This is a genomic window from Desulfitobacterium dehalogenans ATCC 51507, from assembly GCF_000243155.2.
Classification (GTDB): Bacteria; Bacillota; Desulfitobacteriia; order Desulfitobacteriales; family Desulfitobacteriaceae; genus Desulfitobacterium; species Desulfitobacterium dehalogenans.
In genome coordinates this window covers 507,547-522,361 of sequence record NC_018017.1, presented here as the reverse complement: position 1 = coordinate 522,361, position 14,815 = coordinate 507,547, and the positions used below count along the sequence as shown (strand labels likewise).

Annotated in this window: 12 protein-coding genes; 6 read left to right on the top strand and 6 right to left on the bottom strand. The window is 48.1% G+C overall.

From position 1 onward, the window contains the following. Positions 1–58: 58 nt before the first annotated feature. Positions 59–421 (bottom strand): hypothetical protein, encoded by a 363-nt coding sequence (locus DESDE_RS02510; RefSeq protein WP_014792466.1) that lies wholly within the window; start codon positions 419–421, stop codon positions 59–61. A gap of 195 nt (positions 422–616) precedes the next feature. Here DESDE_RS02510 and DESDE_RS02505 point away from each other — a divergent pair, with 195 nt between their 5' ends. Both DESDE_RS02505 and DESDE_RS02500 read left to right on the top strand, forming a co-directional pair. After that, positions 617–1,108: an RNA polymerase sigma factor gene (locus DESDE_RS02505; protein WP_014792465.1), complete on the top strand. Its 492-nt coding sequence runs from the start codon at positions 617–619 to the stop codon at positions 1,106–1,108. Beyond that, positions 1,095–2,372 carry a hypothetical protein gene (locus DESDE_RS02500; protein ID WP_014792464.1) on the top strand — a complete coding sequence of 426 codons (1,278 nt, stop codon included), beginning with the start codon at positions 1,095–1,097 and terminating at the stop codon, positions 2,370–2,372. The genes DESDE_RS02505 and DESDE_RS02500 overlap by 14 nt, the downstream gene beginning before the upstream one ends. Before the next feature lie 185 nt (positions 2,373–2,557). Here the strand turns inward: DESDE_RS02500 and DESDE_RS02495 are convergent, their stop codons facing one another. Both DESDE_RS02495 and DESDE_RS02490 read right to left on the bottom strand, forming a co-directional pair. After that, positions 2,558–3,115 carry a 4Fe-4S dicluster domain-containing protein gene (locus tag DESDE_RS02495; protein ID WP_014792463.1) on the bottom strand — a complete coding sequence of 186 codons (558 nt, stop codon included), beginning with the start codon at positions 3,113–3,115 and terminating at the stop codon, positions 2,558–2,560. Between the two features lie 11 nt (positions 3,116–3,126). After that, the gene (locus DESDE_RS02490) at positions 3,127–5,199 is read right to left on the bottom strand and encodes a molybdopterin-dependent oxidoreductase (protein ID WP_014792462.1); all 2,073 of its coding nucleotides are present in this window, start codon (positions 5,197–5,199) and stop codon (positions 3,127–3,129) included. 292 nt (positions 5,200–5,491) lie between these two features. Here DESDE_RS02490 and DESDE_RS02485 point away from each other — a divergent pair, with 292 nt between their 5' ends. The 4 genes from DESDE_RS02485 (at position 5,492) to DESDE_RS02470 (ending at position 11,086) form a co-directional block, all read left to right on the top strand. Then, complete coding sequence (locus tag DESDE_RS02485; protein WP_014792461.1) at positions 5,492–6,634, top strand: winged helix-turn-helix domain-containing protein; 1,143 nt, start codon at positions 5,492–5,494, stop codon at positions 6,632–6,634. A 56-nt stretch (positions 6,635–6,690) separates the two neighbouring features. After that, positions 6,691–7,905 carry an MFS transporter gene (locus DESDE_RS02480; protein WP_014792460.1) on the top strand — a complete coding sequence of 405 codons (1,215 nt, stop codon included), beginning with the start codon at positions 6,691–6,693 and terminating at the stop codon, positions 7,903–7,905. Between the two features lie 126 nt (positions 7,906–8,031). Further along, on the top strand, positions 8,032–9,831 hold the full coding sequence (locus DESDE_RS02475) for a DUF2339 domain-containing protein (protein ID WP_014792459.1): 1,800 nt from the start codon (positions 8,032–8,034) through the stop codon (positions 9,829–9,831). Next, positions 9,824–11,086, top strand: coding sequence for a DUF3999 family protein (locus DESDE_RS02470; protein ID WP_014792458.1), 1,263 nt, complete (start codon positions 9,824–9,826; stop codon positions 11,084–11,086). The genes DESDE_RS02475 and DESDE_RS02470 overlap by 8 nt, the downstream gene beginning before the upstream one ends. A gap of 72 nt (positions 11,087–11,158) precedes the next feature. Here the strand turns inward: DESDE_RS02470 and DESDE_RS02465 are convergent, their stop codons facing one another. Genes DESDE_RS02465 through DESDE_RS02455 form a run of 3 tightly spaced genes read right to left on the bottom strand, consistent with a single transcriptional unit; the run spans position 11,159 to position 14,795 of the window. Continuing rightward, the gene (locus DESDE_RS02465) at positions 11,159–12,013 is read right to left on the bottom strand and encodes a dimethyl sulfoxide reductase anchor subunit family protein (RefSeq protein ID WP_014792457.1); all 855 of its coding nucleotides are present in this window, start codon (positions 12,011–12,013) and stop codon (positions 11,159–11,161) included. After that, positions 12,013–12,582: a 4Fe-4S dicluster domain-containing protein gene (locus DESDE_RS02460; protein ID WP_014792456.1), complete on the bottom strand. Its 570-nt coding sequence runs from the start codon at positions 12,580–12,582 to the stop codon at positions 12,013–12,015. The genes DESDE_RS02465 and DESDE_RS02460 overlap by 1 nt, the downstream gene beginning before the upstream one ends. 14 nt (positions 12,583–12,596) lie before the next feature. After that, complete coding sequence (locus DESDE_RS02455; protein WP_014792455.1) at positions 12,597–14,795, bottom strand: molybdopterin-dependent oxidoreductase; 2,199 nt, start codon at positions 14,793–14,795, stop codon at positions 12,597–12,599. Between the last annotated feature and the right edge of the window lie 20 nt (positions 14,796–14,815).

Below are 14,815 nucleotides of genomic sequence, written 5' to 3'. Positions count from 1 at the left end.
AGGTTTAGGTATATTCAAATACTTAAACCTCTATTTTTTTATCCATTGCTAACCAGGATCAGGCAAATTTCTCAATGACGGCTACAGGCTCAAAATCCGTAAGCTTGCAGACCTCTTTGAAGTAGATCAACAGAACAAACATATCCCGCGGCTCTTCAAACTCATCCACATGCTCGATATTGATGTGTTTCCCGGCAAAGAATGTCTTAAGATCCAGGTCCTTGTTCTCTTCCTGCTCTATCAGGACCTTGTATTCATCGACCAGCTTCTGCAGTCTGACTTGGTTCTCATCATTGACCTCGATATCCGGAAAGCGATAATTCTTAGAGTTCTCCCCGAAGCAAATCATCTCCTTGAGGGTTGATTCCCTTTCCGCTGCAGCCTCTTCTTCAGGTCTTAACATCATATATTTCTTCGGCATCCTTCTATCCTTTCTCTATTCAATAGTATTTCATGATACTATACATTCGAGACAGCCCAGCAGTTCCCTCTTTACTTTTATCGATTTTGGGAAAGGCCACATGAGCTCCTTTGAATAAGGTTTTCCCATTTTTGAAGAATGATTTGCAGCCTTTTTCCCGTCTAAAGCGTATATAGGGTGAAGGAGGTGAAGGAAATGGCCTATAAGTCTGCCCGGCCGGAGGACTTTGAGGTGTTGGTAACCACCCATGAAAACAGACTTTACCGCACGGCACTGGCGATTACAGGAAACATCTCCGATACCGAGGATATCGTGCAAGAGGTGTTCCTGCGCGCCTATGAGAAGGCTCCCCCATTTGAATCGGCGGAGCATGAAAAGGCGTGGCTTCTGCGGGTGACCGTAAACTTGTGCAAAAGCCGTCTGCGCTCACCTTGGCACAGGCGAAGGGAGCCTTTTCTCAACTCTTATCCTGCTTCAGAACCAAAGCAGCATGAATTGCTGGAGCAGATCATGGCCTTACCTTCCAAATACCGCACGGTCATCCATTTGTTCTATTATGAGGATTACTCCATTAAAGATATTTCTGATCTGACCGGACAAAAGGAAGCTACCGTAAGAAGCCATCTGACTCGTGCCCGTCAGAAGCTCAAGCTTTCTTTAAAGGAGGACGATTATGAAAGCTTATAAGGAATACATGAATAACATTGAAGTTTCTGAGACCTTACATCAAAGACTTATATCCTGTGCCGGCAAGGCCCAGCCCCAACACCGGCCTCCTCGGATCAGGCGCTATGCCACAGCTTTGGCTTGTCTTGCCTTGGCCATGGTCAGTGTGTTTACCCTCCCCCGCTTAATGGAGCACCCTATAGCGCCGGGACCGAATAATCCAGGGGTTTCCCAGTCCGGTGATATCTTAAGCAAATACCCATTAATGTTTAATCAATCCCGCGACCACCTTGCAGCATCCAATATCGCAATTCCCGGTCATTTTTGGCAGGAGCTGACTGCGGGCGAACTTGATGCTGTTTTCCCTGGCCTTACAAACACCCGGACTATCTCGGCAACCGCAAACTTTTCAAGTGATGGACATGAGGCCACTTTATTCAATATCGACGCCCGTGTGACGTCCCCATCCGGTCTTGAGACCACTATCCAGCTTGCCCCCGGCAATGTGCAGCTTGACTATGTGTTTGATGTGGAAGCCAAAACCTCGGATATTCTCGGCACAGAGGTTACGGCAGGATATTTTGAGACCCGGCCCAACAGTCGGGGGCAGCGGAACATCATCTACTTTGCTTCCTTCAAGCTTTCCGACCTGGCTTACTATGTCGAGCTTGGCGGCCCGGAAACTGAAAAGGAGTCTCTTAAGCGCGAAATCTCAGAGCTGATTGGCCTCCTGATCGAGGGAGGCAAGGCCGATCTTACGGTGCTGCATCCTGTCCTGCCCGAACTGCGGGAAGAGAGGCTCACACTGGAGGAAGCCCGGGCCGATGCAGATTTCGGTGTCTATCTGCCGGCGGCCCTGCCGGAAGGGTTTGCTTTTGAGGATGCTCTGCGCCATATCAATCAGATAGAGGATGCTCTGTTTGTTAATTGGACAAAAGGCATGGGCTATATCGATTGGCGGGTTTCCCTGCTGGAGGATAAGGACAAAGGGCGGATCACATTAATTGCTCATAGACAGAATTATGACCTATCCCTCTATCCCATTCCCCGGGCTGATTCTGTCCCTAAGGAGCTGAGAGAAATCGTGGATAATCCTATCTTCCTTAGGAATGAACTGACTCTGGATACAGTACGGGCAAGGGCCTATGAGGTTGCCGATGCCGGGGATGAGCCGGGTCAGCGGATGGGCTTCAGCGTGTTGTATGGGGATGTCCTGGTGGAGATCGGGGTTAAAGGCGCTTCGCCGGAGGTTGTATTTGGGATTCTGCAGGGGATTGGGAAGTAATATCCCTTGACAACACCTTGTACACTTTGTTACAATATCAAGGAGATACTTAGGAAAGCTTGCGCCCACAAACCCAAAAGAAAGACTTTTGTAATTTTCTACAAAAATAGCCCAGTTCTTTGTAATTTTTCACAAAGACTGGGCTTTTGCTTTGACCATAATGGGATCTTAACTAGCCGATCATGCTAAAGAATTCTTGTCCCTCTTGGCGGGTAATAAAAAGTGGAGGGCTTGGTTAAGCGCAACGTCGGCAAAGGAGCTGTCAGGCGCAGAATCTTGTCCGTCGGATTCCCCTGGATTTCCCTTAACTGCAAGGCTCCCGTGACGCAAGCCTGTACACAGTAAGGACTATTCCCTTTATCCAGCCGCTCATGACAAAGCTGGCACTTGCCGGCTTTACCGGTCTGAGGATTGAACTGAGGAGCGCCAAAGGGACAAGAGGCCACACAGGATTTGCAGGAACCGCATTTATCCGGAAAATGAAGGACGATGCCGTCCCGTCGCTTGGCATAAGCTCCGGAGGGGCAGACCCGCATGCATTCAGGATTAGCACAGTGATTGCAGGCTGTAGAGAGGAAGAAACGGGAAACCTGACCCCGGTCATAATCCGCATTCTCCACCTGCCGCAATTTCCGCCAGGTCAGGGAAGGGGGTAAGCGGTTATGATTAGCGCAGGCTTTGATGCACGCCCCACACCCCAGACACCGGTTCACATCCAAAAAGAAACCCAATTGCTTAGCCATATCTTCCCTCCTCAAGAGGTGGTTTTCCTGATTCCCACAAAGGTCTCGTTCAAGGCCAATCCATAAGCCCCTGTGGCATATTTCCCCATATCGGTTAACTCGCCAAGGTTAAGCAGGTTCAGATGGGGGGACTTTAAATTGGCTCGGTTCTCCTGATAGATCACGATCACTTCCGTTCCGATGCTTGGGTCCGGTTCTATAGTGACCGGGAGGCTCCCTCCCCGATTCCATAGGATGGCTTTGTCCCCTCTGTGCAACCCATAGGTTTCTGCGGTTTTGGGGTTGAGACGGGCTTTCGGAAAGGTGTTGTTCTCACGAAGACTTTCAGCGCCGCCGCTGCTCTCTTCGGAATACAGATACACCTGGGAGTTCAGCCCGGATAAATGATGAGGTGTAAGCAGACGTAGAGGAGTCTCCGCAGGTGGTTTGCGTGAAGGGCGGTAAATGGGCAAAGGAGGGAGGCCCCATTCCTGAGCTTTTTCCGAGTAAAACTCGTATTTGCCCGAGGGAGTTTGAAATTTCCGCTCCTGCCAGGCGGTCCCGGAATAGTTTACTCGTCTGGGGCCCTTAAGGAGGTCCTCTGCCGAGTGGATTCCCAGTATCTCCAGCATCTCCGGCCCGATGGCACCAAGGACCCACTCCTTTTCCGATCCTTCCGTAGGAAAGGCCGAGCTTCCCGGCGAGCTCTGATTAAGGCGTTTGGACAGGTCCCAGGTAATCTGTAGATCGGAGCGGGCTTCTCCCACCGGTTCAATGGCCGGTTCATTGATCCCGATATAATAATGCCAATAGCTGGCATGGAGATCCCAATGCTCATAATGGGTGGTCACAGGGAGAAAGAGGTCTGCGGCAGCGGAGGACCGAGTGTGAAAGAGGTCACTAACCACGATGAGCTCCAGGGTCTCGCTGAGTCTTTGCCACTCGGCATGATTGGCATCCTGCTGAAAAGGGTTGCGGCTGGCTATCCAGAGCATTTTCACAGGGGGATCGGCCTCTAAGGCCAGCTGAGGAAACTGATTAATATCCAGCTCCCGGTCCTGAGCATGGCCGCATTGGGAATGAGCTAAGGGCCCGGAAAAACGCCAGGTTTCAAAATGCCCATACTGAACTCCTCCGCCGGGGCGGCCGATATTCCCGGTCAGGGCACCTAAGGCATCGATGGCTCTCAGATTCTGCCCCCCGTTGGTATAACGCTGAAGGCCAAAGCCTGCCCAGATACAGGCCGGCTTCGTGGCCCCATACTCCAAGGCCAGTTCTTTCATCGTATCTATGGAAACCCCCGTCACTTCCGAGCATTCCTGGAGATCAACCTTCAGCTTCAGGTAATCCATGAATTCTTCATGCCCCAAAGAATAGTTCGGCAGCTCCGGGTCTGTGAGCTGATGGTCCACGATGATTTTTGCCAAGCCTAAGGCTAAGAGCCCATCCGTACCTGGATTTACCCGCACAAATTGATGAACCCGGGCAGCCGTAGCTGAAAAATGAGTATCCAGACAAATGACCTTGGCCCCGTGATCCATAGCCCGAAAAATGATCGGCATTTGATGAGCGGCATTCCAGGCGGGATTGGCTCCCCAGATCCAGATGAGTTTAGCCTTCTCCATATCCAGAGGGTCGGAGCAAAAAAAAGCCCCGAAATCAAAAACTTGAGCCTCTACCCCTGCCGACCAACAAGGAGATCCTACGGCTCGGGTCGTAGGCCCAAGACCTGTCATAAAGGCCTCTAAGGCATTGTGCATGATTCCGAAATTGCCGGAGTATTTGTTATGGGCTATGGGAAGAGTGGTCCTGTATTTTTCTTTGATGGAAACTATTTGCCGACTGATGATATCCAAAGCTTCATTCCAGCTGATCCGTTCCCATTGGCCCGAGAACCTTTTGCGTTGACGCATGGGATATTTGACCCGGTGAGGGCTGTAAACTTTATGGGTCTCATCCATAACCTTTGGGCAGAGCTTGCCACGGGTATAACCCTGGGAAGGATTACCCTCAATGGATACCAGTCTGCCATTGCGGGTCGTGCTGATGATACTGCAGGTATCGTAACAATTCCGGGGACAAATATGGTGATGTAAGGTGTCCATGCTGATCCCCCCTTGCGAAGTATCTCGTCAACCATAATTTCGCTAAGGGTGAGGGATTTCCTGCTTATTATTTATGGGAAGTGTTAATCCTGTCACCATTAGCTTAACCGCTGTTTCGCTGATGTGAATGGTTTCCTCGAAGCAAGCAGCGTTCGAATGATAAAATGTCAAATCACGATAGTTTACATATTTTGCCTCCCCAATCTCTTATTTACTCCTTACTTATGATATAATATTTTATAGCTTTTCATCACGGATAGGAGTGTTAATACGTAGATAGAGGACGCTTAAGATGGACCAAATTGATTTTGATCAAGGATCATTGACCGTAACTTGGGCCGGACGTTCAATTTCCTTACTACCCAAAGAATATGCTCTTTTGGAGTACCTGTACGAGCACTTGCAGCAGACATTTTCTCGAAATCAACTCTTAGATGCTGTATGGCCTTTAGAATCACCCATTGATCGAACTGTTGATGATCATATCTATCGTATTCGAAAAAAATTAACGCCTTGGCACCCCTTGGTTAGGATCGAAACGGTACGAGGGGTTGGTTATCGTTTAATCACGGAGCAGCCAAAGTCTGAGCATAATCTCTTACTTCATGCCCCTACTTTTACGCAGGAGATGCAAAAAATCAGTAAGCTCTACTTAAAATTCGGCCGCGGCGATGCTCTTCTTGCGCTCCGCCGTCACAAGGAAACTTTCGGTGTAGCATGGGATACTTCCTTTGAGATATTAATTCGCATACTGGAGGGAGATGTTCGTTTCCTTGTGGAAGATGAAAGCATCCCCTTTTCTGATCGAGCTTTTCACTTACTTTATTTGAATCAACTCCTCGATCCCCACGAGAATCGCCACTATGTGGAGGCTGTTTTGCAGAAAGAACTTCTTCCGAGGGTATGGCAGTACGAGCTGGAGAATATAATTATCATTTCGATGCTGATGGATTGGGGTGATTACGATAAGGCCAAAGCTAAATTAGACTTCTTATCCGCCGAAGTATCACGCCAAGGTTGGGATGGCCTGATACCCTACGTTGCCAACCTAAAAATTGAACATGATCTACATATTGGGGACTGGGAAAACCTCACAATTGATATAAAGGATGCGGAAAACCTGCTTCAGCAATATCCTTACCAGCGGGAGCAAGGTCAATTCACCATACTAAAAGGTATCGCCCTCTACAGGGTACTTCCCCATGATGCACTGTCCTTTATTGAACTGGGTCATTCACTTTTAACCGAATCGCACTTTTTGCCTCATTTGATCAGAGGCATAAGTACCGTGAGGTATTTTGCAAAAAAGTTCGAGTGGGAGACTCTATCGGGGCGTTATGACAACCAGTGGAACCAGCTGTCTCGCCGCATTGGGCTTGCTCAAAGCAAAGAAAAAATAAATGAGCTGCTACAAAAGCATTTAATACACCTCTGATATTCTTCTGACAAAGTTTTGTTACTTTGAAAGAAAGAACTATTGGAGGTTTTTTCGTGAGTATCATTGAACAGCCGTTTAGCAGTCCACTGTGCATTCGAGGTTTTCGCCGATTAATAGGCGGACAAGTACTCTCAGACCTTGCCAATTGGCTGGACTTTATTGCTTTGAGTACTCTTATTGTTTACACCTGGGGCTATGGTTCCGCGGCTATTGCCGCCTTATCGATCTGTATGGGGCTGCCGTGGGTTATTATCGGCCCTCTGTCAAGTGTAAGGATAGCACGTTTACCCGGAAGGCATGTCTTAGTCGTATGCGACTTGCTGCGGGCTGGGATTGTCTTTGGAATGATATGGGCACCCTCCCTTAACGTTCTATTAACTCTTGTGTTCTTAAAAATGAGTATAAGCGCAGTCTTCGACCCCGTTCGTCAAGGTGCCATTAAAGGTTTAGTGGAGCCGGGACTACTTGCAAAGTCTATTTCCCTAAGTCAGCTTTCCGTAAATTCCTCGAAAGTTCTTGCTCCCATAGCGGGAGGAACACTGATTGGTTGGTTCGGGGCTGAGTCAGCTTTCATCGTTGGGTCAAGCTTCTATGCTTTTTCGGCTTTATTGTTGTGCGGATTGCCTCAATGGGGAGTGCCGGAGGAAACAAAGCCAAGACAAAAGAAAGACCTGCGTGAAGCGTGGAACCATATCTCTTGTCGGCCTTTGTTAAAGTCCGGAATCCTCTATACTGCTGCAAGTTTCTTCTTAATCTTTTTGTATGATGGATTATTCATCATTTTGGCGAAAGCTGCCGGACTAACTGAAGGTCAATTCGGATTACTCCTTGGTTCTGTCGGCATGGGCAGTGTGGTCGGCGCACTATGTGCCGGACAGTGGAGAGGTTGGGAAAAAGATCCTTTATCTCGTATGACTTTGGCGGGAATGACATCAGGCCTGCTTCTTGCTTTTGTCGGTCTTAAAGCTTGGGGGACACTCCCTGGCACTCTGTGGTTTTGGGTTGTCTTATGTGTGTTGATAGGACTATGCAGCGCTCAGACTGCTGTGGCTTTTGGATATATTTTGCAAACCGAAACGACCGATGATACCGTAGGACCTGTGTCAGCTTTAGCTAACGCCCTGCAGACAGTCTCTATGTTGATTGCCCCGATATTAGGTGCTATGGCAGTTCCATTAATAACTCTTGGAGGGGTGTTTTTATCCGCGGGCACTCTTATGTGCGGGTTAGCTTTACTTTACCGGTTGATCTATATGGGTTGCAAATAGGATAGGGTCCATTTTTTCATCCTCGATAAATATTTTTCAATATAATTTTTCACTTTTTAGGTGTATAATTTCCATATATATACTTCTTTCTCAATTAAAATTAATAGATAAAAAGGGGGGAGCGCTATGAACCAACAATTAAGGGAATTGCAAGCAGAACTTCAGGAATTAAAAGACCGGGTTGCCTTTCTTGAGAAACAAGCAGGAGTATCTGGACCGTCCGCTTTAAAACAGCCCGTTTTACCACAAAGAGAGCTGCCCATAGAAGGTCAAAACGAACGACCGCCCATGAGACCCTCTCTCCCTCCCAAAAAAACAAGTCTAAAAGGAATGAGCGAGGAAAAACTCGCTGGCACCTGGTTTAACCGGTTAGGAATCCTGGCGATCATGTTGGCTGTCGCATTCTTTCTTAAATGGTCCTTTGATAACCACTTTATTGGCGAGTTGGGCCGCATCGTCATCGGTCTTGTTATTGGTTTAGGCTTCCTCGGAACCGGCGAATATTTTCAACGCAAAAAGTTTGTTATCTATGGTCAAGGGTTCACTGGTGGAGGCATCGCCATCCTCTACTTCTCTGTCTTCTCAGCATTTGTTTTTTATCATTTAATTTCCCAACCTGTTGCTTTTGTCTTGATGATTTTAATCACGCTAACCGCTTCCTTGCTCTCTGTCCGGTACGATTCCCCTGCCGTCGGCATCATGGGTATTGTCGGAGGCTTTGCCACACCGTTCTTATTAAGTACAGGTCAAATCAGTCAGGTTGTTCTTTTCACTTATGTTGCCATCCTTGATGCCGGGGTTTTATTGGTTGCCTATTTTAAAAAATGGCCAATTTTTAATTACCTTACCTTTCTGTTCACCTATATGTCCTTTATTGCCGGACATATCAGCAGTCCTGAGGCCTTTAATCCCCTGCGTTTCAATACGCTCTCTTTCAGCTATCTTACCTTGTTTTTCCTGATCTACTTAGCCATTAGCTTTACTCGAAATATCCGCTTAAAGGAATCCTTTCTCTGGGCGGACATCAGCCTAATTCTCCTTAATGCCATCGCCTATTTCTCATTATCATATCAACTGTTGGTAGACCATATTGAAGGCTGGATCGGATTCTGGGCAGTTTTCCTGGGGCTAATCTACCTAATCATGGGCGTGTTCATTTACCGACGGTATCCCGGAACCCGAAGCTTAAGCCTGACACTATTAGCACTTGCTGCCGGTTTCATTACCCTGGCAATCCCCTTGCAATTAGACGGCTATTGGGTCACTATATCATGGGCACTGGAAGCCGTGATCATTTTCTATCTCAATCTTAAGATCAATCCTCAGAAGATCCCACTGGCCGGTTTTTTGATCCTGACATTTGCAATTATTTCTTTGTTCACATATCCCTTTACGATTACGGGTGAGGAGTTATGGGTCTTCTTAAATAAGGCTGCGGTTGCGTTTCTTTTTGTTATCATCGCTACGGCCTCCATTGTATGGCTTTTTTACCGACACACCCGTAAATTCGAGGCCAAGGGGAATTCTATTTTCCTCCTCAGTCTCCAAGTTACGCTTAACCTGCTGATTATTATCTTCTTAACTCTGGAGATCAATGCCTATTATGATTATCTCTGGTCTTTGAATAGCGATGCGGATTACTCCCGATTGGACAGTTCTCAGAACTTGATCCTGTCGCTTGTTTGGGGCTTGCATGCTGCGATACTGATCGTTTTGGGATTCTGGCGCCGCCTAAAAGGGATTCGTTGGTTCGGGTTGGGCTTCTTGGGTATCGTGATTTTGAAGGTATTTCTTTACGATCTTTCTAACCTTTCCACGCCCTATCGGATCCTTTCGTTTATGGGATTGGGCATCATCTTGCTGGCTATATCCTGGATCTACCACCGTTATAAAAATCTGATCGTGGGAGATGATGATTTTGAGTAAATCCATCCCGCATATTCTGACCAGCTTTTCGCTGTGTATGATGATCTTGTCCGTAATCTTCCCCATTCCGGCATATGCTGCGATCAGTGACTTTCACTATCGTGCTTCAGTCACTGTTAATTCGACTGCCGCTTCCTATAATCTTCTGGAACTGACCGACGAAGTTCTCGGCCAAACTGAGATTGGATCTCCGGATTTACGCCTCTATAACGGCAATGAAGAGATTCCCTATGCACTCGTTACTGAACGAGATTTTGACATCGCTACCCAAGTTGAACGTGCAAAAATCCTCAATCAAGGAAAAGACGCCCAAGGAAATCTGCAACTTGAAGTGCTTGTTCCTTCAGGCCAATGGATCAAACAATTGGCAATCATCACCTCAGCTAAAAATTTTATCCGCAGCGTAAACGTTGAGGGTAGCCATAATCAGCAGGATTGGATCACGCTTACCGAAAATAGCACGATTTTTGACCTGACTGATGAACAGAAGTCCCGACACTTCGAAGTCAATCTCCCCCAAACGAATTTCCCCTATCTTCGACTAATCATTAATAATGATGGAAAAGGAGACTTCCATTGTGACGGTGTTAGTCTTTCTCTTCAAAACCAAGCTGTTGCACTGAACGCAACTGAACGATCCTTTTCCATGCTCGCTCAGAGCAATAATGATGGCGTTCAGGAATACACGTTTGATTTGCATCAAAGCCATCTTCCCGTGGAAGAATTAGAAATCATCACCGATGCCGTGAATTTTAATCGCAGAGCGGAGATCTATGCCAGTGACAACAATAAGGACTGGGATCAGCTTGCCCAGGGTGAACTCTTTTCCTATCAGCTGGATAAATTAACAGCTAAGCAAAGTATGCTCAAGCTCAACTCAAATGTCCGTTATCTTAAACTGAAAATTATCAATCAGGATAATGCCCCATTAGACATCCGGAGAATACGCATGAGTGGCACAAATCCGTTACTGGTTTTTCCAGTCAATCCAACAAAGGAAACCTCACTCTACTGGGGAAATCATCAGATTCAAGCCCCTATTTATGATATAGAAAAATTCAAGGGTAATATGGACTTTTCAAAAATTCCTCTAGCTTCCCTGGGAGCTGCAACAGAAAACGATGCTTACCAGTTTAAAGACATTCGCCCCTGGACGGAAAGAAATTCTTGGCTGCTGCAGGGGATTTTGGTCATCGTCGTAGTCTCTCTCCTAATCATCATCGTCCGCAGTATCCGTAAGATCTCTTCGGAATGATCCTATACCGCTAAAGCAAAAAACACCCCGGACCCTCCGTATCAACGGTATGGGTCCAGGGCTTTATAAGGGTTACATTAACGCTGTAATGTGTATTCCCACAGCACTGGCATAGAAGAGTCCTCTGCCCAGTAGTTCTCCTACCACACCGCAGGTGAGGGCGAGGAGAATGAGCTGGGATTGGGGATTATTCTTTTTGCTGATGGTATTGAGGATGAGGAGGATGGGGAGAATCCAGCCGGCTACCGCTCTCAGCCAGAATACAGGGCTGGTGAGAAGAACTTGGGCTGTGGTCGCTCCCTCGGGAGTGGCCTCTAGGAGTGAGAAGTAGAGGAGATAGAGGATGGCGCTGACGATGACACTGCCCAAAGCGATGCTGAGAATCTGCTTCATCTCCCCTGCAGCCAATGCCTTGCGGCCTAAAACGGCAGTGACCAGGGTACCCAGGATAATGCCGGTCATCAGGAAGAAGATCGTCGGTCCCAAGTTATTCCAGGCAGGAACCCGGGGCAGGGTGTAAATCAAGGCACTGCTGATAATACCCAGAAAGCCCAGGACCGAAGTAAGGGCTAAAATTCCGGTGAGCTTGCTCCCCGGCTTTCTGGAGAGGAGGGCCAGATAAGCCCAGGCTCCAAAGGTAAAGACGAAGAGAAGGATTTCCCGGCTTAACCAGGAGGTGCCCAGATGGGTTAAAGCCCGATAAGCGGCCAAGGGATGTCCTAAGTGGAAGAGGGAGGCGATCATCGCTGCCGCCAGGAGCACCCCAGAGACCAGGACGGAGCTTTGGATAAAACTTTGATACTCGGGGCTGGCCGGGACAGCCTGTTTACCCCGTTTTCTTTCCAGCAGCCAGAGACAGAAGATGATTCCCACGGATGTTTGACCAAGAACGGTAAAGAGCACTAACGGCCATTCCCAATGTCCCATTATACATCCCTCCTTATTTGCTTCCCTTGTTTCGGGCCGATAAACCGTATGGACGGATGGGTGACTGCCGGATCAGGCATTCCCGGCAAGGTGGTCAGAACGCCGGTCTTTAAATCCAGTTCATCAGTAATCTCCACCATCTGTAAAGCCTCCGGGATACAGGCAGCTACACAGGCCGGCTGCTCCCCCTGATCCAGGCGCTGATAACAGAGATTGCATTTTTCTACTTTTTTCACTGTGGTGTTGAATTGGGGACGGTCATAGGGGCAAGCCATGGTACAGAGCTTGCAGCCGATGCAGCGCTCCTGATCATGGATGACAATGCCATCCTCCCGTTTGGTATAAGCCCTGACTGGGCAGACCCTCAAGCATTCCGGGCTTTCGCAATGGTTGCAGCCTACAGAGATAAACATCCGGGTGGGGAGGGAAAAATCCTTTTCCCGAAGCTGATAGACCTGACGCCAACGGACCGAGGCATCGCTTTGATATTCATTCTTGCAGGCCATTTCACAGCCCCTGCAGCCGACACATTTTTCCGAATTATGCAAGAAACCTAATTGCTTACTCATGCTTCATCCCCTCCTTACGCCTTCTCAATAGCTACAAAGTTATCGTGGAAGGCAATACCATCCATACCTGTGGCTTGTTTACCCATATCAGCAGGAATAGCCTTCACGGTGTAGTTCACATTGAACTTGGAATCTTTGTACCAAGCCTCATAGCTGACGATGACATCGGGAGAGGTGGTCCTGGTCAGGTGTGCTTTAATCGTCACTTCTCCTATATCATTGTAAATCCTCACCTTATCTCCCTCGGCAATACCATGCTTAGCAGCAAGCTCAGGATGAATCTCGACAACGGGTTCAGGGTTGGCCGCCATCATCCAGTCAAGGTTTTGGAATTGTGAGTGGATTCCATGCTGAGGATGGGGTGTCATAAAGCGGATTGGGTATTGGGCAGGGGCTTTCATTTCTTCCACCCAAATGGGGATAGCAGGGAGGCCGTTACCGGCAGCTAATTCGCTATGAATCTCGATTTTCTTCGAGGGTGTACGGAAGTTGCCATCTGCCCAAGCGACCGTGAGACTATTCGCTTTGCGTGGACCATCCAGCAATTCTTTATAACTGGAAATTCCCAAGAGGGCATGAATTCCGTCATTGAATTCTTTTGCTGTCCATTCTTCGGGATCACCCTCTGTGGGGTAGGTACAGGATCCAGGCTCTAAGGCATTCATGGCTTTGGACAAGGCCATGGCGATTTCCACATCGCTCTTGCTCTCATACATAGGTTCAATAGCCCGTTGATTGATGCCTACCCAGTGGTGCCAGTAACTGGCCATAACATCCCAGTCCTCAAAGTGAGTGGTGGCGGGCAGGACGATATCGGATAACTCCACATTCTGATTAAAGAAGGAATCTACAGTGACCACCAGTTCCATGGAGTTAAACATCTTGATAATGTCATTGGTATCCGGGTCTTGGGAAACGGAGTTCCGACAGGCGAACCAGAGCATCTTTACCGGGGGATCAGTTAAGGCTTGGACGTCGGCAGCAAAGTTATTCATGTTAACGGCGCGATCCGTATAGGTTCCGTTAGCCCCTGGCATCCCCACTGAACCTTCCGGCGCAGGCATGACCATGGCATGATAGTTGAAGCCCCAGGTCTCCAGATGTGCGTAGTTGACGCCGCCGCCGGACTTGCCCACATTACCGGTCATTACACCTAAAGCATCAATGATTCGGACATTTTGCCCACCATTGGTGTGCCGCTGCATACCATAGCCCACCCAGATGGAGGCCGGTTTGGCAGTAGCATACTCATGGGCCAGTTGAATGATCACATCCTTGGGGACACCGGTTTTTTCCGCAGCCCAGTCCAGGGTGATATTCTTCTTGACATAATCTGCCCACTCATCGAAACCAATGCTGTTCGCTTTGACATAATCCCAATCCACCAGGTTATTATCTAGGATGTAGCGGGCCATGCCGAGGGCAAGGGCACCATCGGTACTGTTTTTGATCTGAATATAGAGATCCCCTTTGGAGGCAGTTGAGGTCAGAATCGGGTCAATGACAACTAATTTAGCTCCCCGCTCCTTGGCTTTCATAATGAAGGGCAGGGTGTGAATACCAGTCCAGGCACAGTTTGATCCCCAAAGGATGATGTAATTAGCATTGGCCATATCTTCGGGGTCATTATTGACAATGGTACCGAAGTCGTAGGTTTGGGAATCGATACCTGCCGGCCAACAAGGAGTTCCCACTGCTCTCGTAGTGTAACCAATACTGGACATGGTTCCTTCAATGCCATAGTGGGTAATGCCAAAGTTTCCGGAGTATTTATCCATACAGATAGGGAGGGTGGAACCGTAACGCTTTTTCAAATCCAGGATCTTCCCGGCAATGGTATTCATAGCTTCATCCCAAGTGATCTTCTCCCAGTTCCCTGAGCCCCGGGGCACTTGCTTCATGGGATACTTGATCCGATCCGGACTATACACCCGGCGGGTATAGTTATACCCTTTAAGACAAAGCTTACCATTGGTATAGGTACTCTTGGGATCTCCCTCTACTTTTTTTAGAACCCCGTCTTCTACAAAGGAGATCTGGGCGCAGGTGTCATAACAGTTGCGGGGACAGACATTGCGGAAGGTCTTAACTCCTGCTTCAGCCCCGGCAGCATTCACGAAATCCGATTTAGCCAGCATGTTAAAACCGAACAACCCGGCCCCGGCGGTGACTGCTGCAGTACCCCCGATAAATTGACGTCGAGTGATCTTCATAATTTACCTCCTTTTTTGTG

Coding starts and splice junctions, on each gene's coding strand:
- DESDE_RS02510 (WP_014792466.1), bottom strand. CDS start 421: ATGCCGAAGAAATATATGATGTTAAGACCTGAAGAAGAGGCTGCAGCG.
- DESDE_RS02505 (WP_014792465.1), top strand. CDS start 617: ATGGCCTATAAGTCTGCCCGGCCGGAGGACTTTGAGGTGTTGGTAACC.
- DESDE_RS02500 (WP_014792464.1), top strand. CDS start 1,095: ATGAAAGCTTATAAGGAATACATGAATAACATTGAAGTTTCTGAGACC.
- DESDE_RS02495 (WP_014792463.1), bottom strand. CDS start 3,115: ATGGCTAAGCAATTGGGTTTCTTTTTGGATGTGAACCGGTGTCTGGGG.
- DESDE_RS02490 (WP_014792462.1), bottom strand. CDS start 5,199: ATGGACACCTTACATCACCATATTTGTCCCCGGAATTGTTACGATACC.
- DESDE_RS02485 (WP_014792461.1), top strand. CDS start 5,492: ATGGACCAAATTGATTTTGATCAAGGATCATTGACCGTAACTTGGGCC.
- DESDE_RS02475 (WP_014792459.1), top strand. CDS start 8,032: ATGAACCAACAATTAAGGGAATTGCAAGCAGAACTTCAGGAATTAAAA.
- DESDE_RS02465 (WP_014792457.1), bottom strand. CDS start 12,013: ATGGGACATTGGGAATGGCCGTTAGTGCTCTTTACCGTTCTTGGTCAA.
- DESDE_RS02460 (WP_014792456.1), bottom strand. CDS start 12,582: ATGAGTAAGCAATTAGGTTTCTTGCATAATTCGGAAAAATGTGTCGGC.
- DESDE_RS02455 (WP_014792455.1), bottom strand. CDS start 14,795: ATGAAGATCACTCGACGTCAATTTATCGGGGGTACTGCAGCAGTCACC.